We start from the raw sequence: 22549 nt of genomic DNA on the forward strand, positions 1-22549 counted from the left end.
TTTTTATTTTTCGATAATTTTGTGGGCGATTAACTGACGGTAACAAATTTGTTTATTGCTTTTAGCATCGTTGATAATTTGGAGAATGGTTTCAAATGATGTTCGACCAAGTTCTAGGCTATTGATATCGACATAGGCTGCCAAGTTGAGCTTGGGATTGACTGAGTCGAAGCTGAGAACAGGGACATCCAGCTGGTGCTTAGCGATGTAGTCACAGACTCCTTCAGCTAGGAGGCTATCAGTTGTGATGATAGCATCAATCATAGGATCATGTTTAAATAAACGCTTACTGAATTGATAACCTTTTTCTTCTAGAAATTCGTTCGCAAAATAGGTCAAGTTACTATCAAGAGGCAGTTGGTACTGTTTGAGTGCTGACTCATAGCCTGTTAAACGGTCTTGTGTTACGAAGAGTCGCTTAGTACCTCCGATAAAGGCAATTCGCTTGCAGCCTTTTTTGATGAAATATTCAGTCGCATCAAAGCCAGCTTGAACGTTGTCATTATCGACAAGTGGAATGAAGGGGGACAGAGATTTTCCGAGGATGAGGAAGGGAAACTGCTCATCAGCCACCAGTTTGACTAAAGGATCTTCCTCTTCGGCATAAAGGAAAATTAAACCGTCTACACGTTTACCATAGACCATTTGTGAGATGGCAGTAAGACGCTCCTTCTCATCTTTCCCTGTTGCTATCTGAATGGCATAGTGGTTTTCAGATGCGACTTGAGAGATGCCGCGTAGGACTGATGGAAAGAAAGGATTCTGGTAGAAGGCATCTGAATCATCAGGAAGGACCAAGCCGATAACTTGGGTATAACTGCTTACCAAACTACGAGCGTTGAGGTTGGGGTGGTAATTGAGCTCCTTCATTGCCTTGCGAACACGTTTTTTTGTTTCGTCGCTAATGGTTGATTTATTTTGAATAACACGGGTTACAGTTGAAGGCGAAACACCAGCAGCCTTGGCCACGTCTTTAATCGTAACGGGCATAAAAATCTCCTATTTATGGTAATCTGGATCACGGAAATGTGTTTTATAAAAGATAGTGACCAGATACAGAACAAAAAGAATGTTTTGTACAGTTATCAGGGTTGTCATATTTTGGCCAAGTAATCCCAAAATAAGCGTAATCAGAGTTGGTAATCCTAAACAGTTCAAGATAAAATGGTAGCACTCTTTAAAGGTTCTAAATGAAAAGAGGCGTGATTTCTTAGTGATATAAAGGAGAAGACTCGCGCCTAGAGAGACGATAAAGAAATTCAAACCAAAGAGGAAGCTCGCACCGAGAACTAGGAAGAGACTGATATAGACACGATTCTGCTGGTACCAGTCTTTAGAAATTGCTTGGGTCAAGCTGTCTTTGCTTTTGAAACTCTCAGTTTCAATCGCTCGGTAAGAGATGCGGGTCAGCTCTTTACTCTCCTTGCTGATGACTAGTTCTTTCGTATCGAAATGCAGTTGCAAGTCCTTAGGTAATTCCTTGCTTTGACTTGGACCGATTAAAAGAGAAGGCGCTTGATTAGCTGTTCCTGTATAGGTTAATGTGCCATCAACAATTGCAGCATGTTCAGAGAGATTCTGGACAACCTCATCTGTAAGAGGTTCATAGACATTATCGATAAAGGTTTCTAGCGGATAAGTATCTTGTGAACTGTTTTGGATGGCAATGGGTACCATAGACAAGCTGATAAGGAAAATACTGGTGAAGAGCAGTTGAAACCAGTTGAGCCCGAAACGTTTGGATAGGGGCTTACGAAATCCCCAAATACTTGAAAAATAGGAAAATGGATATGGAAGCATAGGTATCTTTCTAAAAGGTGTTTTCTATATGAGTATTATTATATAGAGAAATGCGCTTTATTTCAAGTCTAGGAGAAAAATTGCTTGTTGCAAGGATAGTTTTATAGTCACAAGCTTCAAAATGAAAAAGGGTGGCGGGGATATATTATCCCTTGTCGCCACCACTTGTAAGTCCTGAAACAAAGTTCTTTTGTAGGAAGAAGAAGAGAATACAGATTGGAAGAGCGATGAGGATAGCACCTGCTGAGAAGTAGGCAATCTTCATGTTTTTCGCATTGTTGACGAAAGTTTGGAGACCTACGGCAACAGTAAAGTATTCTTTCTCACGAAGCAAGAAACTAGAGAGGATGTAGTCCCCGAAAGGTCCCATGAAGGCCCAGAGAGCTTGTACGGCAACCATTGGGCGAACAAGTGGAAGAACAATTTGCCAGAAGCGGCGGAAGTGTCCTGCACCGTCTAGTTTTGCAGATTCGTCTAGAGACATTGGCACTGTATCGAAGTAGCCTTTCATGAGCCAAGCATTCATCGGGATACCTCCACCAACGTATAGGAAGATGAGGAACCAGCTGTGGTTAAGGGCGTTCAACATAAGCGCCATAACGAAGAAGGCTGTCAAAGCGGCCATGGTTGGCACCATTTGGATAATCAAGAAGAAAACCAAACTTTGTTTACGAGCCAAGAAGTTGTAACGGCTGTAGGCATAACCAGCAAGTACGATGATACTTGTTTGAACAGCCATAGTAATCAAGGCGATAATCAAAGTGTTGAGGTACCAAGTACCGTACAAGGTTTCAGAGAAGAGTCCTTGGAAGTTAGCAAAACTAAAGTCGACGTTGCTGTCTAGTTTAAAGGCTACTACGTTACCAGTCTTGAAGGCTGACATAATGGTAATCAACAGTGGATAGATAATCACAATTGATAGACCAATCAGGTAAAGGTAAGTAAGGGTTTGAGTCAGTCTACGTTTGAGTTTGATTGAGTTATTCATCTTAGACGTCCTCCATATCAAATGCGTGTAGTTTCTTGAATGCGATCATAGAGATTGAGATGACAATGATAGAGATAATCAAGGTAACAGCTGCCGCCATTGAGTATTGAGGAGATGTACCTGTTGTCAAACGGTAGATCCATGAGATCAAGATATCGGTTGAACCAGCTCCACCACCGACACTACCAGGTCCTCCAGCGTTGAAGAGGTACATGATAGAGAAGTTGTTAAAGTTGAAGGTATATTGGCTGATCAATGTTGGAGCTGCAACAGCTAAAATCATTGGGAAAGTGATGTTGCGGAATTTTTGCCAAGCATTAGCACCGTCAATATAAGCTGCTTCGTAAAGGTCGTTAGGAATAGATTGCAAGATACCCAAAGTCAAAACGTAGATGTATGGGAATCCAAGCCAACCTTGCATCATAATCAAGGCAATCTTAGTCCAAGTTGGGTCTGTTTTCCAAGGAATAAGAGCACCATCAAGGAAAGGAAGGAATTTAGCCAAGATTGGCAATACTTGAGTGTTGATAGCACCAACACTATCGTTAAACATGTTTGAGAATGTCAAGATAGTGATGAAGGCTGGAACAGCCCAAGGAAGAAGGAAAATAACACCAAAGATACGTTTTCCTTTGATAAATGGTTGGTTAGCAATGATAGCTGTGAAGATACCAATCACGATCTGTAAAGTTGAGGCAGATAAAGCCCAAATGATAGTCCAAGAAAGGACGGCACCAAAGGCAGAACGGAAAGTACTCAAGCTCCAGATGTTCGTAAAGTTGGTCAAACCAACCCAGTCCAACAATTTGTTTGGTGGCAAGTGTTGGAAGTCATAGTTGGTAAAGGCAATCATCAAGGTTACGATAACTGGGAAGATAATCGCAAAAGTCATGGCAACATAAGATGGAATGATCAAGAGGTAAGGGAAGCCATTTTCATAGATTCCTTTGACCATTTCTTTAAAAGTAAGAGCTACTGGTATGCCATTGTTAATGTGTTTAGCAGTTGTATGTGCATCCTTGATATTTGCGAAATAAAAGAGTACATAAACGACTACAAAGATTAAATGGAAGGCACCACGAATCAGCATAAAGAGGGAATTATCACGACCTGGTTTGTCACCAAGAGTGATAAGATTGCTCAATTCAGGGGCTGCAAGTGCTAGGAAGTAGAGGACAAATACAAGGGTTACACCAAGGAAGATAAAACCTTTTGCTTTTTGTTTATTGTAAATCTGTCCTAACCCAGGAATGATAGACAGCAGGGCTGCTTTACTAGGTTGTTGCTTTTCCATAATAACTCCTTTCATAGAATACTGGTTTTTAGATAAAACCTAAACTATTTATGTTTCTATTGATAAATTCAAAGGGGGATTTGAATTCCACCCCCCTTGAACAAATTTTTTTATTCACCAAATTTTTGTTTGATTGTTTCTTTGATCAATGTTACAGCGTCGTTAGCAGCTGTTTTCGCATCTTTCTTACCACTTACAGCATCAAAGAGCATAGTTTTCGCTGGATCCCAAACTGCAGACATTTGAGAGATATTTGGCATTGGTTGAGCGTTCTTGAACTGTTTGATAACAGCTGTTGTCAACTCATCATTTTTACCTTCAGCATATGTACGAGCTTCAGTGTTAGCTGGGATTTCGTTAGTTGTATCGTAGAAGGCTTTTTGTTCTTCAGTTGAAACAAGGAAGTCTACAAATTTTTGAGCGCCTTCAAGGTTCTTAGTGCTTGATGGGATAATCCAAGCTTTACCACCACCGAATGCAGCATATTCTTTTCCATTTGGAAGAGTTGGGATAGTTGCAACACCGTAGTTTACTTTAGCATCTTTAAAGGCTTGAGCTTTCCAAGGTCCGTCGATGATAGCAGCTGTTTTACCTTCTTGGAATTGAGTTTGGATTAAGTTGCCAGCACCTTCAGTATCTTGCATACCTTTAGGCCATTTTTCATACCAAGATTTAGCGTAGTTGATACCTGCGATAGAACCGTCGTTTGCAAGACCGATATCTTTAGCGTCTTTACCGTTTTGTCCGAATACGTAAGCACCGTTACCAGCAAGAAGTCCATATGCATAGTAGAAGTTTGTCCAGTCAGCTAGGAAAGCAGAAGTTTTTCCATCTTCTCCAGCGAAGGCATATTTGCTATCTTTAGCAAGGTTTTCTAAGTCAGCAAAAGTTTTTGGAGCTTCTTTTACCAAGTCTTTGTTGTAGTACATAACAAGTGACTCGATAACAGCAGGAGCACCGTAAACTTTACCATCAGCAGCTGTCACAAGAGATTTAGTTTTATCATCTGTTTTAGCACCGTCGCTCAATTTCACTTCTGAGAGTTGTCCGTCAGTACCAAGGCTACCTACACGGTCGTATGGAGCCATCATAACGTCAGCAGCTTGACCTGATTGGTTGTCAAGAGAAAGTTTGTCAAGACCACCCATTTGGTCTCCGGTTTTGATAGTCACTTTTACGCCAGCTTCTTTTTCGTAAGCTTTTGCAGCTGATTCAGCAAAGGCTTTATATTGGTCTTCAACGTAGAAAGTGAGTTCTTTCGCTTCGGATGAACCAGAATCAGCAGGTTTATCAGCAGTTTTGCTTCCGCAAGCTACCAAAAGCAAGCTAGCAAGTGTAACAGTTCCAAGCACAGCAGCGCTCTTCATGAATTTAGATGACATAGTGTATTCCTCCTAAAGAATAACAAATTTTATAATGAGGAAACGCAAACGTTTTCCTTTATGGGATTAGTATAGCACAATCGGAAAGCGGTTGCAAGTGTTTTTTGTAAAAATTTTTAAAAAAATTGTGAAAAAAGTAAACGCTTCATCGTCATACAATAGTAGAAAATCCCAAAAATCGGTTTTGTTTTAAATTTAAAAAAAGTTGAGAAAACGATTGCCTAATTTACAAATGGAAAGCAGGGAGGATTCTCACTTTATTTTTGCTTAATGAGATAAGTGAAACCCGTATTCCTATTTTGTTTGTTTCCTGAAAGAATATATATACGAGTAAGAAGAAAAAATTTTAAAAAAATAATCAAAAAAGTTATCTAAAACCGCTTGCATTTATCAAGAAAATGAGCTATACTAGTAATAGCGCAAACGTTTGCGTTCATAAAAATGTAATATCTAACTATAAACACATGAGGTGCTTATTATGAAAAAACGTCAAAGTGGTGTGTTGATGCACATTTCTTCTCTTCCAGGAGCATACGGAATCGGATCATTTGGTAAAAGTGCTTACGACTTCGTTGATTTCTTGGTTCGCACAAAACAACGTTACTGGCAAATCCTTCCACTAGGAACAACTAGTTACGGAGACTCTCCTTACCAATCTTTCTCAGCCTTCGCAGGGAACACTCATTTTATCGATTTAGATATCTTGGTGGAACAAGGCTTGTTGCAAGCAAGTGACCTTGAAGGGGTTGACTTTGGTAGTGATGCGTCTGAAGTTGATTATGCGAAAATCTACTATGCACGTCGTCCTCTTTTAGAAAAAGCGGTAAAACGTTTCTTGGAAGTAGGAGATGTTAAAGACTTTGAGAAATTTGCTCAAGACAACCAATCATGGCTTGAACTCTTTGCAGAGTATATGGCTATCAAAGAGCATTTTGACAATCTTGCTTGGACTGAATGGCCAGATGCAGATGCTCGCGCTCGTAAAGCTACAGCACTTGAAAGCTACCGTGAGCAATTGGCAGACAAGTTGGTTTACCACCGTGTGACTCAATACTTCTTCTTCCAACAATGGTTGAAATTGAAAGCTTACGCTAACGACAACCACATCGAAATCGTTGGGGACATGCCAATCTACGTAGCGGAAGATTCAAGCGATATGTGGGCAAATCCACATCTCTTCAAGACAGATGTCAATGGTAAGGCTACTTGCATCGCAGGATGCCCACCAGATGAATTTTCTGCAACTGGTCAGCTTTGGGGTAACCCAATCTATGACTGGCAAGCAATGGACAAAGATGGCTACAAATGGTGGATTGAGCGCTTGCGTGAAAGCTTCAAAATCTACGACATCGTTCGTATCGACCACTTCCGTGGTTTCGAATCTTACTGGGAAATCCCTGCTGGTTCTGATACAGCAGCACCTGGTGAGTGGGTGAAAGGTCCTGGCTACAAGCTTTTTGCAGCCGTTAAGGAAGAGCTTGGTGAGCTAAACATCATCGCAGAAGACCTTGGCTTCATGACAGACGAAGTTATCGAATTGCGTGAACGTACTGGCTTCCCAGGAATGAAGATTCTTCAATTTGCTTTCAACCCAGAAGATGAAAGCATCGATAGCCCACACTTGGCACCTGCTAACTCAGTTATGTACACAGGAACACACGATAACAACACGGTCCTTGGTTGGTACCGTAACGAGATCGATGATGCGACTCGTGAATACATGGCTCGCTACACTAACCGTAAAGAATACGAAACAGTGCCACATGCTATGCTTCGTACAGTCTTTTCATCAGTTAGCTTCATGGCAATTGCAACTATGCAAGATTTGCTAGAATTGGATGAGGCAGCTCGTATGAACTTCCCATCTACCCTTGGTGGAAACTGGTCTTGGCGTATGACTGAAAATCAATTGACACCAGCTGTCGAGGAAGGCTTGCTTGACTTGACAACAATTTATCGCCGAATCAATGAGAATTTGGTAGAATTAAAGAAATAATACAATATCAGGAGACACCTTAAACATGTTATCACTACAAGAATTTGTACAAAATCGTTACAATAAAACCATTGCAGAATGTAGCAATGAAGAGCTTTACCTTGCTCTTCTTAACTACAGCAAGCTTGCAAGTAGCAAAAAACCAGTTAACACTGGTAAGAAAAAAGTTTACTACATCTCAGCTGAGTTCTTGATTGGTAAACTCTTGTCAAACAATTTGATCAACCTTGGTCTTTACGACGATGTTAAAAAAGAACTTGCAGCTGCAGGTAAAGACTTGATTGAAGTTGAAGAAGTTGAATTGGAGCCATCTCTTGGTAATGGTGGTTTGGGACGTTTGGCTGCCTGCTTTATCGACTCAATTGCTACTCTTGGTTTGAATGGTGACGGTGTTGGTCTTAACTACCACTTTGGTCTATTCCAACAAGTTCTTAAAAACAACCAACAAGAAACAATTCCAAATGCATGGTTGACAGAGCAAAACTGGTTGGTTCGCTCAAGCCGCAGCTACCAAGTACCATTTGCTCACTTCACATTGACATCAACTCTTTACGATATCGATGTACCTGGTTACAAGACAGAAACGAAGAACCGCTTGCGTTTGTTTGACTTGGATTCTGTTGATTCTTCTATCATTAAAGACGGTATCAACTTTGACAAGACAGACATCGCTCGCAACTTGACTCTTTTCCTTTACCCAGATGATAGTGACCGTCAAGGTGAATTGCTCCGTATCTTCCAACAATACTTCATGGTTTCAAACGGTGCGCAATTGATCATCGAAGAAGCAATCGAAAAAGGAAGCAACTTGCATGACCTTGCTGACTACGCAGTTGTCCAAATCAACGATACTCACCCATCAATGGTTATTCCTGAATTGATCCGTCTTTTGACTGCTCGTGGTATCGAACTTGACGAAGCAATCTCAATCGTTCGTAGCATGACTGCCTACACTAACCACACAATCCTTGCTGAAGCCCTTGAAAAATGGCCTCTTGAATTCTTGCAAGAAGTGGTTCCTCACTTGGTTCCAATCATCGAAGAATTGGACCGTCGCGTGAAAGTAGAATACAAAGATCCAGCTGTTCAAATCATCGATGAGAGCGGACGTGTTCACATGGCTCATATGGATATCCACTATGGATACAGTGTAAACGGGGTAGCAGCACTCCACACTGAAATCTTGAAGAACTCTGAGTTGAAAGCCTTCTACGACCTTTACCCAGAAAAATTCAACAACAAAACAAACGGTATCACTTTCCGTCGTTGGCTCATGCATGCTAACCCAAGACTATCACACTACTTGGATGAGATTATTGGAGAAGGTTGGCACCATGAAGCAGATGAGCTTGAAAAACTCTTGTCTTATGAAGACAAAGCAGCTGTCAAAGAAAAATTGGAAAGCATCAAAGCTCACAACAAACGTAAATTGGCTCGTCACTTGAAAGAACACCAAGGTGTGGAAATCAATACAAACTCTATCTTTGATATCCAAATCAAACGTCTTCACGAGTACAAACGCCAACAAATGAACGCTTTGTACGTCATCCACAAATACCTTGACATCAAAGCTGGTAACATCCCTGCTCGCCCAATCACAATCTTCTTTGGTGGTAAAGCAGCTCCAGCCTACACAATCGCTCAAGACATCATCCACTTGATCCTTTGCATGTCAGAAGTTATTGCTAACGATCCAGCAGTAGCTCCACACTTGCAAGTAGTTATGGTTGAAAACTACAACGTTACTGCAGCAAGCTTCCTTATCCCAGCATGTGATATCTCAGAACAAATCTCACTTGCTTCTAAAGAAGCTTCAGGTACTGGTAACATGAAATTCATGTTGAACGGAGCTTTGACTCTTGGTACTATGGACGGTGCTAACGTGGAAATCGCTGAGTTGGTTGGAGACGAAAATATCTACATCTTTGGTGAAGATTCAGAAACTGTTATCGACCTTTACGAAAAAGCAGCATACAAATCAAGCGAATTCTACGCTCGTGAAGCTATCAAACCATTGGTTGACTTCATCGTTAGCGATGCAGTTCTTGCAGCTGGAAACAAAGAGCGCTTGGAACGTCTTTACAATGAATTGATCAACAAAGACTGGTTCATGACTCTTCTTGACTTAGAAGATTACATCAAAGTCAAAGAGCAAATGTTGGCTGACTACGAAGACCGTGACGCATGGTTGGATAAAGTTATCGTTAACATTTCTAAAGCAGGATTCTTCTCATCTGACCGTACAATCGCTCAGTACAACGAAGATATCTGGCACTTGAACTAAGTTACAAGATTTATACTAATACACTTTCCTATAAAGCGAATTTCAATCGAAATTCGCTTTTTTGAATGCTGTGGATTTGGGTCAATTTTGTCTAAAAATAGAGAAATTCTAGATGCAGTGAAGGCCTAGAAATGCTGGTTTTTACTGTCTTTCAGCTTCGAAATCTACTTAAAAATCACCTCAAATTCCTTGCATCCGCTTACACAAAGTATTATAATATGATTATAGGAAAGAAGGTGTTCTTATGTGGAAAAAATATTTTTTAAAATATAAATGGACAGATTTATTTTGGATTCTATTTGTTATTTTAACATGCCTCTTGATGGGTAATGATACTCTTTTTCCGCTTACTCATCAAGAAATCTCTTATCATGGGTGCTTATTTGGAATTACACTTGCCTTATTTCACTTGCTATTTATTGATAAGTTTTTTATTTCGAATCGAAAATAAAGATTAGAACTTAGAATTGGTAAATTTCCTAAATTTTTCGGATAGATAGTTTAAAAATTGCAATTTAAAACCGCATATCTTCTTGAAATGCGGTTTCTTTTTATGTGCCAATTACAGTACTTTCCCAACCAGAATCTCAGCTTCAATGGTAATCTCTGTCAGTTGACTCCAGTCAATCTTGCTCTGGTCGATGTGAAAGAGTAGGGGCGTCATGCTGAGTAGGGCTTGGAGCTGATCTGCTGTGATAGTTTTAGTCAGAGAGGCAGTTTGACTAGATAGGATGGTAAAGTGTTCCTGGAAATGCTCCTTGATATCTTGATTAGAATAATCCTTGTTTGTCAGCTGGTCTTGTACCTTCTGACGAATTTCTGTGAGGTGATTTTCCGTTGGGATAACCTTTATCAAGATGCCGTCTTTGGATAAAACGCGACGAAATTCTCCATAGTTGGCAGGTGAGAAGATATCAAGCAGGATATCCATGCTAGCGTCTTTTATAGGAAGACGAGCTAAGTCACCAACGAACCAATTGACTGCCCAGTTGGGTTCGCTCTTGGCAGCGATTTGGACGGAATCTTTGGAAATATCAAAGGCATAGAAGGTTTTGTCAGGATGACTTTCTTGGAGTTTGCGAGAATAGAAACCTTCGCCACAACCGATATCTAAGACTGTGGTGCTAGTTTCTGAACTGGCTAGCAAGTCAGATACAGCCTCTAAGATAGCCTGATAAAAGCCAGCTTCTAGGATTTGTTGGCGGTTTTGAAAGTTTTCCTTGTCGTAGTTAGCAGATTGCTTGATTTGAGGTGCCAGATTGACATAGCCAAATTTTGCCAGGTCAAAAGAATGACGGTTGCAGCACTTGAGACTAGTCTCTAGAAGAGTCAGATTTTCTTGACAGATCGAACAGGCAAAGGCAGTCGCAGAAGCAAAACGCTGAAGTTTGGGTTTGAGATTTGTATTCATAGTTTAAGTCTAGCAAAAAAAGGACTGGATGGCAAATGCCCCCAGTCTTCTTTTTAATATGTAAGAACGAAATATTTCTTCTTCCCGCGACGGATAACAGTCAGTTCGTTCTCTAACTTATCAGCGTCACTCAAGATATAGTCAAGGTCTTGGATGCGGTTACCGTTGACGTAGATAGCTCCGTTTTGGACGTCTTCACGGGCTTGGCGTTTTGAGTTAACCACACCAGATGCCACGAGGAGTTCCACGATATTGTGGTTTTCGTCTGCTTGTACTTGGTAGTTTGGTACTCCACGAAGTCCTTGTTTGAGTTCTTTGACAGAAAGGTTCTTAATGTTTCCTGCAAAGAGTTGCTCAGTGATGTTGAGGGCTTCTTTGTAAGCTTCTTCACCGTGAACAAGTGTTACGACTTCACGAGCCAAGACTTTTTGAGCCAAGCGTTCGTGTGGAGCTGCTTCAAACTGTTTGCGGATGTCTTCAATCTCATCAAGTGACAAGAAAGTAAAGATTTTCAAGAAGCGAACAGCGTCAGCGTCCATAACGTTCATCCAGAATTGGTACATTTCGTATGGAGAAGTCTTTTCAGGATTGAGCCAGACGGCGTTTCCTTCTGATTTACCAAATTTCTTACCAGTTGCATCTGTGATCAATGGAACAGTGATTACGTGGCCAGTCTTGTCAGCCTTACGACGAAGCAATTCAGTACCAGCTGTCATATTTCCCCACTGGTCAGAACCACCGATTTGAAGCGTTACGTTATGGTCTTGGTTAAGAACGAAGAAGTCGTAACCTTGCATGATTTGGTAGGCAAACTCAGTGTATGAAATTCCTGTTTCAATCCGTTTTTTAACAGACTCTTTGCTCATCATGTAGTTGACAGTGAAGTATTTTCCGATATCACGGAGGAAGTCAATGAAGCTGATGCTGCCAAACCAGTCGTAGTTGTTGACCATGACAGCCTTGTTTTCGCCATTTTCAAAGTTAAGAAAACGAGAAAGTTGTCCTTGGATAGACTTGACCCAGCCATCTACTGTGTCTTTTGTTTGGAGACTACGTTCAGCATCTTTGAAGGACGGATCTCCGATGAGACCTGTAGCACCGCCAACAAGCGCATAAGGTTTGTGACCTGCTAGCTGCAAGCGACGACTTGTCAAGATTGCGACAAGGTGGCCTAGGTGAAGGCTGTCAGCAGTTGGATCATAGCCAGTATAATAAGAAACTTGACCTTCTTCTAGGGCTTTACGCAAAGCTTCTTCATCAGTCGTTTGAAAAATCAAACCACGCTCTTTTAGCTCATCAAAAATGTGCATGTGTCTTTTCTCCTTTATAAAATATTGTTTCTACCTATTGTATCACAAACTTGAGCAATAGCCTAGTAGAATAGGGAAGAAAGTAGCTATTTTATTGAAAGTTTACCTTTTATGGTATAATAGATAGAGTGAGGAAATCCATGCAAAATCAATTAAATGAATTAAAACGAAAAATGCTGGAATTTTTCCAGCGAGTAAAATCAAAAATAAATCATAGAAAATCAGAGAAAGTCTCAGAAGTGAAAAAGTCGGATGGGACAGGTGGGAAAGTTCTGGCTATCCTAGGTAGCATTTTAGTTGCTATTAAGGGAATTTTGAATACTCTCTTTATTCTAGGCTTTATCGGTGGGCTTTTTGGTGCTGGTGTAGCTCTTGGTTATGGAGTTGCTTTGTTTGACAAGGCCAAGGTTCCCCAATCGGAGGACTTGGTTAAGCAGGTTAAAAATATTTCTTCCATCTCAGAAATTGTTTATGCAGATGGGAGTGTCATTGCTTCTATCGAGAGCGACCTACTGCGAACTTCTGTTTCATCTGAGGAAATATCGGACAATCTCAAAAAGGCTATCGTTGCTACTGAGGATGAACATTTTCTTGAACATAACGGGGTTGTGCCAAAAGCTGTGATTCGGGCGACTTTGGGAACTTTTGCAGGTTTGGGCTCATCTAGCGGGGGCTCGACCTTGACCCAACAGTTAATCAAGCAACAAGTGGTCGGAGATGCTCCGACTTTGGCTCGTAAGGCTACAGAAATTGTTGATGCCCTTGCCTTGGAACGTAGCATGAGTAAGGATGAAATCTTGACGACTTATCTCAATGTTGCTCCCTTTGGTCGAAATCATAAAGGGCAGAATATTGCAGGTGCCCAGCAAGCTGCTGAAGGGATTTTTGGTATCGATGCCAAAAAGTTGAGTATTCCCCAAGCTGCCTTCCTAGCAGGTTTGCCACAGAGTCCGATTACTTATTCTCCTTATGAAAATACTGGAGAGTTAAAGAGTGATGAAGACTTAGAACTTGGTTTGAAGCGGGCCAAGGATGTTCTCTACAACATGTACCGTACGGGTGCTCTGACTCAGGAAGAATACGATCAGTACAAGGATTATAATCTCAAACAAGACTTCTTGCCATCAGGAACTGTCAATGTTGTTTCGAGGGATTATCTCTACTTTACAGCTATGGCTGAAGCGACAGACCGTATGTATGATTATTTAGTTCGACAGGACAATGTCTCTAACCAAGAGTTGAAAAATGAAGCGATTCGAAAGGCTTATCATGAGAGAGCTGAGCAGGAACTAAGTAATGGCGGCTACAAAATCACTACAACGATCAATAAAAAAATCCATGCGGCCATGCAAAATGCAGTTGCTAACTATGGTTATTTGGTAGATGATTCGACTGGGCAGCCTGAAGTAGGGAATGTTTTGATGGACAATAAAACGGGGGCTGTTCTAGGCTTTGTTGGTGGTCGTAATTACCAGACTAACCAAAACAATCACGCCTTTGATACCAAGCGTTCGCCAGCCTCTACAACCAAGCCTTTGCTGGCCTACGGAATTGCCATTGACCAAGGTTTGATGGGAAGTGCTAGCATATTGTCAAATTATCCTACAAATTTTGCAAATGGCAGTCCGATTGTGCATGGTAGTAGTAAAGGCACAGATATGGTCAATTTGGGTGATGCTTTAAACTATTCATGGAATATTCCAGCCTATTGGACTTATCGCATGCTTCGTGAAAAAGGTGTCGATGTTAAGAGCTATATGGAAAAAATGGGTTACGAGATTCCAGAGTACGGTATCGAAAGCCTGCCTATGGGTGGTGGGATTGAAGTCACGGTTGCCCAGCATACCAATGGTTATCAAACAATTGCTAATAAAGGTGTCTACCATCAGAAACATGTGATTTCTAAGATTGAAGCACCTGACGGTAGAGTAATCTATGAATTCCAAGACAAACCAGTTCAAGTGTATTCGAAGGCAACAGCAACGATTATGCAGAGTTTGCTTCGTGAGGTGATTTCATCTCGGATCACTTCAAGTTTCCAAATGGATTTGGCTTCTATCAATTCAAGCTTAGCTCGTGCAGACTGGATTGGTAAGACTGGTACAACCAATGAAGATGAAAATATGTGGCTCATGCTTTCGACACCAAGATTGACTCTAGGTGGTTGGCTAGGTCACGATGACAACCGCCCAATGGCTACGGGAGCTGGGCATTATCGAAATGCCAAATATATGGCCCACTTGGTCAATGCTATCCAACAGGCTGAGCCTGGTGTTTGGGGCAATGAACGCTTTAATCTTGATTCTAGTGTGACCCAGTCTCAGGTCCTCAGATCTACAGGGCAGAAGCCTGGCAAAGTATCTGTTAATGGAAGAACAGTGGATCTTTCAGGTTCTACTGTAACGAGCTATTGGGCTAACAAGGCGGGAGCTCCAACGACAAGCTATCACTTTGCTATTGGAGGAAGCGAAGCAGATTACCAAAATGCTTGGTCAAGTATTATTGGTAGTTTCTCATCTACACCAAGCTCAAGTGATACTTCAAGCAGCAGTACATCAAGTTCATCATCTACACAATCAAATAGCAGAAGATAGAGCTATAAAATAAAAATATTATATAACGGTCTTGAATCTCGTTAAGAGAGAAGCAAGGCCGTTATTGTGCTCTTAAAGATAAAAGCTATTATAAAAATTGTTAGTAAAATGTCTAATATATATTGCAATCTAGATAATATTGCAGAGATTATTCGTGATTTTAGAATAGAAATTCCCTGAAAATTCTATTGTTTTTGACGTCCTAGTTTATTAATGATATAGAAGAATATTCTCCATTTATCAGTAATATCATTTTTGTTTAGTCGTTTTATGTTAATCGAAAGTTCTTCTGGAGTAGTGAAATTTCTCTTTGTTAAGGATGAAAGCAGACTAGCTTCTGCTTTTTTATCTATATTACTTTACCGGTAAATAAAAAAGTTAAAAAAATCACAAAAATACTTGAATAAACAAATGAAAAGGCTTACAATTATATTGTAAATAGTACAAATAAAAAAACGGAGGAATGCTTTATGAAAGCCTATACTTATGTTAAACCAGGACTTGCTTCTTTTGTTGACGTTGACAAACCAGTGATTCGCAAGCCAACAGACGCTATTGTGCGTATCGTAAAAACCACTATTTGTGGAACAGACCTCCATATTATCAAAGGGGATGTTCCCGCTTGCCAAAGTGGTACCATTCTTGGTCACGAAGGGATTGGGATTGTTGAAGAAGTTGGAGAAGGAGTTTCGAACTTCAAAAAAGGCGACAAGGTCTTGATTTCTTGTGTCTGTGCCTGTGGTAAATGCTACTACTGTAAAAAAGGAATTTATGCCCATTGTGAAGACGAAGGGGGCTGGATTTTCGGTCACTTAATTGATGGTATGCAGGCTGAATATCTACGTGTCCCTCATGCAGATAATACTCTTTACCATACTCCAGAAGACTTGTCAGATGAAGCCTTGGTTATGTTATCAGACATTTTGCCTACTGGGTATGAAATTGGTGTCTTGAAAGGGAAAGTAGAACCTGGTTGTAGTGTAGCCATTATTGGTTCAGGACCTGTTGGATTGGCTGCTCTCTTGACAGCTCAGTTTTACTCACCAGCCAAATTGATTATGGTGGACTTAGACGATAACCGCTTGGAAACTGCCCTATCATTTGGTGCGACTCATAAAGTTAATTCTTCAGACCCTGAAAAAGCCATTAAAGAAATTTATGATTTGACAGATGGTCGTGGTGTGGATGTCGCTATCGAAGCTGTCGGTATTCCTGCAACATTTGATTTCTGTCAAAAGATTATCGGTATAGACGGAACAGTTGCTAACTGTGGAGTACATGGTAAACCAGTTGAATTCGATTTGGACAAACTTTGGATTCGCAACATCAATGTAACAACTGGTTTGGTATCTACAAATACAACTCCACAATTGTTGAAAGCTCTTGAAAGTCATAAGATTGAACCAGAAAAATTGGTAACTCACTATTTCAAATTAAGTGAAATTGAAAAAGCCTATGAAGTCTTCAGTAAGGCAGCAGACCACCATGCAATCAAGGTCATTATCGAAAACGATATCTCGGAAGCCTAGGTAGTAACAAGATTTTGGAACATAAGCAAATAGAAATTCAGTCATCATAAGATGGCTGGATTTTTTATCTGGAAATTAAGAAATGAGCATATTTCTTTTCTTGTCTGGCGGAATTGGTTATAATATACGGTACAAAGGAATGAATGAATATGTATCGTGTTATAGAAATGTACGGAGATTTTGAACCGTGGTGGTTCTTAGAAGGTTGGGAAGAAGATATTGTAGCAAGTAGAAAATTTGACCAGTATTATGATGCTCTCAAATACTACAAAACTTGCTGGTTTAGATTGGAACAAGAATCTCCTCTTTATAAAAGTAGAAGTGACTTGATGACCATTTTTTGGGATCCAGAAGACCAACGCTGGTGTGATGAATGTGACGAGTATTTACAACAATACCATTCTTTGGCTCTTTTGCAGGATGAGCAGGTTATTCCAGATGAAAAACTACGCCCAGGCTATGAAAAACAAACAGGTAAGGAAAGGCACCGTTCTTGCCGTATGAAATTAAAATAGAGAAAAAGTAACTTTTTTGGAGTTGCTTTTTTTATTTTTCCCAAATCTTTGCGAATAGTATAGGTGAGGAGGTAAGTATGGTTCAAGAAATTGCACAAGAAATCATTCGTTCGGCTCGGAAAAAAGGGGCGCAGGATATTTATTTTGTTCCTAAGTTAGACGCCTATGAGCTTCATATGAGGGTGGGAGATGAGCGCTGTAAAATCGGTTGTTATGATTTTGAAAAGTTTGCGGCTGTCATCAGTCACTTTAAGTTTGTGGCGGGTATGAATGTTGGAGAAAAGCGACGTAGTCAACTTGGTTCCTGTGATTATGAATATGACCAAAAGATGGCGTCTCTACGTCTATCTACTGTAGGCGATTATCGAGGACATGAGAGTTTAGTTATTCGCTTGTTGCATGATGAGGAGCAGGATTTGCATTTTTGGTTTCAGGATATTGATGAATTGGGCAAGCAGTACAGGCAACGTGGTCTCTATCTCTTTGCTGGTCCAGTCGGAAGTGGCAAGACAACCCTGATGCATGAATTGGCCAAGTCCCTCTTTAAAGGACAGCAAGTCATGTCCATCGAAGATCCTGTAGAAATCAAGCAGGACGACATGCTCCAATTACAGTTGAATGAAGCGATCGGACTAACCTATGAAAATCTCATCAAACTTTCCCTACGTCATCGACCAGATCTCTTGATTATCGGAGAAATTCGAGACAGCGAAACGGCGCGTGCAGTGGTCAGAGCCAGTTTGACAGGGGCGACAGTCTTTTCAACCATTCATGCCAAGAGTATCCGAGGTGTTTATGAGCGCTTGCTGGAGTTGGGTGTGAGTGAGGAGGAATTGGCAGTCGTTCTGCAAGGAGTCTGCTACCAGAGATTAATCGGGGGAGGAGGAATCGTTGACTTTGCAAGCAAAGACTATCAAGACCACCAGCCAACTAACTGGAATGAACAGGTTGACCAGCTTCTTAAAGATGGACATATCACAAGTCTTCAGGCTGAAACGGAAAAAATTAGCTACAGCTAAACAAAAAAATATCATCACCCTATTTAACAATCTCTTTTCCAGCGGTTTTCATCTGGTGGAGACCATCTCCTTTTTAGATAGGAGTGCCTTGTTGGACAAGCAGTGCGTGACCCAGATGCGCACGGGCTTGTCTCAGGGCAAATCATTCTCAGAAATGATGGCTAGTTTAGGTTTTTCAAGTGCCATTGTCACTCAGTTATCCCTAGCTGAAGTTCATGGGAATCTCCACCTTAGTTTAGGAAAGATAGAAGAGTATCTGGACAATCTGACCAAGGTCAAGAAAAAATTAATTGAAGTAGCGACCTATCCCTTGATTTTGCTGGGTTTTCTTTTCTTAATTATGCTGGGGCTACGGAACTATCTACTACCACAACTGGATAGTAGCAATATTGCCACCCAAATCATTGGAAATCTGCCACAAATCTTTCTAGGAATGGTGGGGTTTGTTTCCATACTTGCCCTTTTAGCACTAACTTTCTATAAAAGAAGTTCCAAAATGCGTGTCTTTTCTATCTTAGCGCGTCTTCCCTTCCTTGGAATCTTTGTTCAGACTTATTTGACAGCTTATTATGCGCGTGAATGGGGGAATATGATTTCTCAAGGGATGGAGTTGACGCAGATTTTTCAAAGGATGCAGGAACAAGGTTCCCAACTCTTTAAAGAAATCGGTCAAGATCTAGCTCAAGCCCTACAAAATGGTCGCGAATTTTCTCAAACCATAGCAACCTATCCTTTCTTTAAGAAAGAGTTGAGTCTTATTATCGAGTATGGTGAAGTCAAGTCCAAGCTGGGGAGTGAGTTGGAAATCTATGCTGAAAAAACTTGGGAAGCCTTTTTTACCCGAGTTAACCGCACCATGAATTTGGTGCAGCCACTGGTTTTTATCTTTGTGGCACTGATTATCGTTTTACTTTATGCGGCAATGCTCATGCCCATGTATCAAAATATGGAGGTAAATTTTTAACATGAAAAAAATGATGACATTCTTGAAAAAAGCGAAAGTGAAGGCTTTTACACTTGTGGAGATGTTGGTGGTCTTGCTCATCATCAGCGTGCTTCTCTTGCTCTTTGTACCTAATCTGACCAAGCAAAAAGAAGCAGTCAACGACAAAGGAAAAGCAGCTGTTGTGAAGGTGGTGGAAAGCCAGGCAGAACTTTATAGCTTAGATAAAAATGAAGAGGCTAGCCTAAGCAAGTTACAAGCAGATGGGCGAATCACAGAAGAGCAGGCTAAAGCCTATAATGAATACTATACAAAAAATGGAGGAAAAAATCGTACAGTCAATGATTAAGGCTTTTACCATGCTGGAAAGTCTCTTAGTTTTGGGACTTGTGAGTATCCTTGCCTTGGGCTTTTCCGGCTCTGTTCAGTCTACTTTTGCGGCGGTAGAGGAGCAGATTTTCTTTATGGAGTTTGAAGAACTCTATCGGGAAACTCAAAAACGCAGTGTAGCTAGTCAGCAAAAGACAAGTTTGAGTATAGACGGACAGACCATTAGTAATGGCAGACAAAAGTTGACAGTTCCTAAAGGGATTCAGGCACCATCGGGACAAAGTATTACATTTGACCGAGCTGGGGGCAATTCGTCCCTGGCTAAGGTTGAATTTCAGACTAGTAAAGGAGCGATTCGTTATCAATTATATCTAGGAAATGGAAAAATTAAACGCATTCAGGAAACAAAAAATTAGGGCAGTGATTTTACTGGAAGCAGTGGTTGCTCTAGCTATCTTTGCCAGCATTGCGACCCTCCTTTTGGGACAAATTCAGAAAAATAGGCAAGAAGAAGCAAAAATCTTGCAAAAGGAAGAAGTCTTGCGGGTAGCTAAGATGGCCTTGCAGACGGGTCAAAATCAGGTAAACGTCAACGGAGTTGAGATTCAGGTGTTTTCTAGTGAAAAGGGATTGGAGGTCTACCATGGTTCAGAACAGTTGTTGGCAATCAAAGAGCCATAAGGTCAAGGCTTTCACCTTGTTGGAATCCCTGATTGCTCTCATTGTCATCAGTGGAAGCTTGCTCCTCTTTCAAGCCATGAGTCAGCTCCTCATTTCAGAAGTTCGCTATCAGCAGCAAAGTGAGCAAAAAGAGTGGCTATTATTTGTGGACCAGTTGGAGGTAGAATTAGACCGTTCGCAGTTCGAAAAAGTGGAGGGCAATCGCCTCTATATGAAGCAGGATGGCAAGGATATCGCTATAGGTAAGTCAAAATCGGATGATTTTCGGAAAACCGATGCCAGTGGACGAGGCTATCAGCCTATGGTTTATGGGCTCAAATCCGCACAGATTACAGAGGAGAATCAAGTGGTGCGTTTTCGTTTCCAATTCCAAAAAGGCTTAGAAAGGGAGTTCATCTATCGTGTGGAAAAAGAAGAAAGTTAAGGCAGGTGTTCTCCTCTATGCAGTCACCATGGCAGCTATCTTTAGTCTTTTGTTACAATTTTACTTGAACCGACAGGTCGCCCACTATCAAGACTATGCTTTGAATAAAGAAAAGTTGGTTGCTTTTGCTATGGCCAAACGAACGAAAGATAAGGTTGAGCAAGAAAGTGGGGAACAGTCCTTTAATCTGGGTCAGGTGAGCTATCAAAATAAGAAAACAAGCTTGGTGACAAGGGTTCGTACGCCTAAGAGTCAATATGAGTTCATCTTTCCTTCAGTCAAAATAAAAGAAGAGAAAACGGATAAAAAGGAAAAGTTAGTGACTGATTCAAGTGAAAAAGCGGAGAAGAAAAAATCAGAAGAGAAGCTTGAAAAGAAAGAGAATTCCTAGTCAATTCAGCTACTTTGTGCTAAACTAAAAGCATGAAACACGATTTTAACCACAAAGCAGAAACTTTTGATTCGCCCAAAAACATCTTCCTCGCAAATTTGGTTTGTCAGGCGGTCGAGAAACAAATTGATCTTCTATCAGACAAAGAAATTCTGGATTTCGGTGGAGGAACGGGTCTATTAACCTTGCCTCTGGCCAAACAAGCCAAGTCTGTAACATTGGTGGATATTTCGGAGAAAATGCTAGAGCAAGCTCGTTTGAAAGCGGAACAGCAAGACATCAAGAATATCCAGTTTTTGGAGCAAGATTTACTGGAAAAACCCTTGGAGCAAGAGTTTGACCTCATTGTTGTTTGTCGAGTTCTTCACCATATGCCTGATTTGGATGCGGCTCTTTCACTGTTTCATCAACATTTGAAGGAAGACGGACAACTCCTACTTGCTGATTTTACCAAGACAGAGGCTAATCATCATGGATTTGATTTAGCTGAACTGGAAAAACAGTTAATTGAGCATGGCTTTTCATCTGTGCATAGTCAGATCCTCTATAGCGCTGAAGACCTGTTTCAAGGAAATTATTCAGAACTCTTTTTAACAGTAGCCCAAAAATCACTCGCCTAGTCAGGGAGTGATTTTTCTATAAGGATGGAAAAAAGAAGGGAAATTTGATAAGATAGGAATATGGATTTTGAAAAAATTGAACAAGCTTATACGTATTTACTAGAGAATGTCCAAGTTATCCAAAGTGATTTGGCAACCAACTTTTATGACGCCTTGGTGGAGCAAAACAGCATCTATTTGGATGGTGAGACTGAGTTAGAGCAGGTCAAGGAGAACAATCAGGCCCTTAAACGCTTAGCACTACGCAAAGAAGAATGGCTCAAGACCTATCAATTTCTCTTGATGAAGGCTGGGCAGACAGAACCCCTACAGGCCAATCACCAGTTTACACCAGATGCCATTGCTTTACTTTTGGTGTTTATTGTGGAAGAGCTGTTTAAAGAGGAGGAAATCACTATCCTCGAAATGGGTTCTGGCATGGGAATTCTGGGAGCTACTTTCTTGACCTCGCTTGATAAAAAGGTGGATTACTTGGGAATGGAAGTGGATGATTTGCTGATTGATCTGGCAGCTAGCATGGCAGATGTGATTGGTTTGCAGGCTGGCTTTGTCCAAGGAGATGCCGTTCGTCCACAAATGCTCAAAGAAAGTGACGTGGTCATCAGCGACTTGCCTGTCGGCTATTATCCTGATGATGCCGTTGCGTCGCGACATCAAGTTGCTTCTAGCCAAGAACATACTTACGCCCATCACTTGCTCATGGAACAAGGTCTAAAGTATCTCAAGTCAGACGGATACGCTATTTTTCTCGCTCCGAGTGATTTGTTGACCAGTCCTCAAAGTGATTTGTTGAAAGGGTGGTTGAAAGAGGAGGCGAATCTAGTTGCCATGATTAGTTTGCCTGAAAATCTCTTTGCCAATGCCAAACAATCTAAGACTATTTTTATCCTACAGAAGAAAAATGAAATAGCAGTAGAGCCTTTTGTTTATCCACTTGCTAGCTTGCAAGATGCAAGTGTTTTAATGAAATTTAAAGAAAATTTTCAAAAATGGACTCAAGGTACTGAAATATAAAATAGATTTTGTTATAATAGATGA

General features: G+C 40.8%; 22 protein-coding genes. 15 read left to right on the forward strand and 7 right to left on the reverse strand.

Translation table 11 applies throughout. The features are described from left to right. Positions 1–3: 3 nt before the first annotated feature. The 5 genes from D7D54_RS08890 to D7D54_RS08910 form a co-directional block, all read right to left on the reverse strand. A complete protein-coding gene (locus D7D54_RS08890; RefSeq protein WP_120719255.1) occupies positions 4–990 on the reverse strand; it encodes a LacI family DNA-binding transcriptional regulator in 987 nt (328 codons plus the stop codon). Between the two features lie 9 nt (positions 991–999). Then, complete coding sequence (locus D7D54_RS08895) at positions 1000–1800, reverse strand: DUF1189 domain-containing protein (protein ID WP_120719256.1); 801 nt, start codon at positions 1798–1800, stop codon at positions 1000–1002. A 145-nt stretch (positions 1801–1945) separates the two neighbouring features. Continuing rightward, positions 1946–2788, reverse strand: a complete 843-nt coding sequence (locus D7D54_RS08900) for a sugar ABC transporter permease (RefSeq protein ID WP_084891159.1) — start codon at positions 2786–2788, stop codon at positions 1946–1948. Position 2789: 1 nt separating this feature from the next. Beyond that, positions 2790–4082 (reverse strand): carbohydrate ABC transporter permease, encoded by a 1293-nt coding sequence (locus tag D7D54_RS08905; protein ID WP_162496612.1) that lies wholly within the window; start codon positions 4080–4082, stop codon positions 2790–2792. Between the two features lie 110 nt (positions 4083–4192). Continuing rightward, positions 4193–5464 carry an extracellular solute-binding protein gene (locus tag D7D54_RS08910; protein ID WP_004259122.1) on the reverse strand — a complete coding sequence of 424 codons (1272 nt, stop codon included), beginning with the start codon at positions 5462–5464 and terminating at the stop codon, positions 4193–4195. A 478-nt stretch (positions 5465–5942) separates the two neighbouring features. On the opposite strand from D7D54_RS08910, the gene malQ reads away from it, so the two are divergent. The 3 genes from malQ to D7D54_RS09555 all read left to right on the forward strand — a co-directional run bounded on the left by malQ (position 5943) and on the right by D7D54_RS09555 (position 10195). Then, complete coding sequence (malQ, locus tag D7D54_RS08915; RefSeq protein ID WP_120719258.1) at positions 5943–7460, forward strand: 4-alpha-glucanotransferase; 1518 nt, start codon at positions 5943–5945, stop codon at positions 7458–7460. A gap of 25 nt (positions 7461–7485) precedes the next feature. Further along, positions 7486–9744, forward strand: a complete 2259-nt coding sequence (gene glgP / locus D7D54_RS08920; RefSeq protein ID WP_120719259.1) for a glycogen/starch/alpha-glucan family phosphorylase — start codon at positions 7486–7488, stop codon at positions 9742–9744. A 244-nt stretch (positions 9745–9988) separates the two neighbouring features. Beyond that, positions 9989–10195 carry a hypothetical protein gene (locus tag D7D54_RS09555; protein ID WP_120719260.1) on the forward strand — a complete coding sequence of 69 codons (207 nt, stop codon included), beginning with the start codon at positions 9989–9991 and terminating at the stop codon, positions 10193–10195. 111 nt (positions 10196–10306) lie between these two features. Here the strand turns inward: D7D54_RS09555 and D7D54_RS08930 are convergent, their stop codons facing one another. Then, positions 10307–11155, reverse strand: a complete 849-nt coding sequence (locus D7D54_RS08930; RefSeq protein WP_120719261.1) for a methyltransferase domain-containing protein — start codon at positions 11153–11155, stop codon at positions 10307–10309. Between the two features lie 53 nt (positions 11156–11208). Beyond that, positions 11209–12465, reverse strand: coding sequence for a tyrosine--tRNA ligase (gene tyrS / locus D7D54_RS08935; protein WP_120719262.1), 1257 nt, complete (start codon positions 12463–12465; stop codon positions 11209–11211). A gap of 140 nt (positions 12466–12605) precedes the next feature. Here tyrS and pbp1b point away from each other — a divergent pair, with 140 nt between their 5' ends. The 12 genes from pbp1b (at position 12606) to D7D54_RS08995 (ending at position 22525) form a co-directional block, all read left to right on the forward strand. Further along, positions 12606–15059 carry a penicillin-binding protein PBP1B gene (gene pbp1b, locus D7D54_RS08940; protein ID WP_120719263.1) on the forward strand — a complete coding sequence of 818 codons (2454 nt, stop codon included), beginning with the start codon at positions 12606–12608 and terminating at the stop codon, positions 15057–15059. Between the two features lie 470 nt (positions 15060–15529). After that, positions 15530–16588 carry a zinc-dependent alcohol dehydrogenase family protein gene (locus D7D54_RS08945; protein WP_000649457.1) on the forward strand — a complete coding sequence of 353 codons (1059 nt, stop codon included), beginning with the start codon at positions 15530–15532 and terminating at the stop codon, positions 16586–16588. Positions 16589–16737: 149 nt separating this feature from the next. Then, on the forward strand, positions 16738–17103 hold the full coding sequence (locus D7D54_RS08950) for a DUF1033 family protein (RefSeq protein ID WP_000286413.1): 366 nt from the start codon (positions 16738–16740) through the stop codon (positions 17101–17103). A gap of 77 nt (positions 17104–17180) precedes the next feature. Continuing rightward, positions 17181–18122: a competence type IV pilus ATPase ComGA gene (gene comGA / locus D7D54_RS08955; RefSeq protein ID WP_020902375.1), complete on the forward strand. Its 942-nt coding sequence runs from the start codon at positions 17181–17183 to the stop codon at positions 18120–18122. After that, entirely contained in the window at positions 18070–19086 is a 1017-nt protein-coding gene (gene comGB / locus D7D54_RS08960; protein WP_120719264.1) for a competence type IV pilus assembly protein ComGB, read from the forward strand. Before comGA ends, comGB begins: the two co-directional genes overlap by 53 nt. Position 19087: 1 nt before the next feature. Next, positions 19088–19414 (forward strand): competence type IV pilus major pilin ComGC, encoded by a 327-nt coding sequence (comGC, locus tag D7D54_RS08965; RefSeq protein ID WP_004257466.1) that lies wholly within the window; start codon positions 19088–19090, stop codon positions 19412–19414. Continuing rightward, complete coding sequence (comGD, locus tag D7D54_RS08970) at positions 19407–19811, forward strand: competence type IV pilus minor pilin ComGD (RefSeq protein WP_261117006.1); 405 nt, start codon at positions 19407–19409, stop codon at positions 19809–19811. Before comGC ends, comGD begins: the two co-directional genes overlap by 8 nt. After that, positions 19774–20076 carry a competence type IV pilus minor pilin ComGE gene (gene comGE / locus D7D54_RS08975; protein WP_276202278.1) on the forward strand — a complete coding sequence of 101 codons (303 nt, stop codon included), beginning with the start codon at positions 19774–19776 and terminating at the stop codon, positions 20074–20076. The genes comGD and comGE overlap by 38 nt, the downstream gene beginning before the upstream one ends. Continuing rightward, complete coding sequence (comGF, locus tag D7D54_RS08980) at positions 20039–20500, forward strand: competence type IV pilus minor pilin ComGF (protein ID WP_020902380.1); 462 nt, start codon at positions 20039–20041, stop codon at positions 20498–20500. The genes comGE and comGF overlap by 38 nt, the downstream gene beginning before the upstream one ends. After that, on the forward strand, positions 20478–20891 hold the full coding sequence (gene comGG, locus D7D54_RS08985; RefSeq protein ID WP_031237782.1) for a competence type IV pilus minor pilin ComGG: 414 nt from the start codon (positions 20478–20480) through the stop codon (positions 20889–20891). Before comGF ends, comGG begins: the two co-directional genes overlap by 23 nt. 32 nt (positions 20892–20923) lie before the next feature. Further along, on the forward strand, positions 20924–21511 hold the full coding sequence (locus D7D54_RS08990) for a class I SAM-dependent methyltransferase (RefSeq protein WP_020902381.1): 588 nt from the start codon (positions 20924–20926) through the stop codon (positions 21509–21511). A 60-nt stretch (positions 21512–21571) separates the two neighbouring features. Continuing rightward, the gene (locus D7D54_RS08995) at positions 21572–22525 is read left to right on the forward strand and encodes a class I SAM-dependent methyltransferase (RefSeq protein ID WP_020902382.1); all 954 of its coding nucleotides are present in this window, start codon (positions 21572–21574) and stop codon (positions 22523–22525) included. The last annotated feature ends 24 nt before the right edge of the window (positions 22526–22549 follow it).

It is taken from the genome of Streptococcus chosunensis, assembly GCF_003626515.1.
Lineage (GTDB): Bacteria > Bacillota > Bacilli > Lactobacillales > Streptococcaceae > Streptococcus > Streptococcus chosunensis.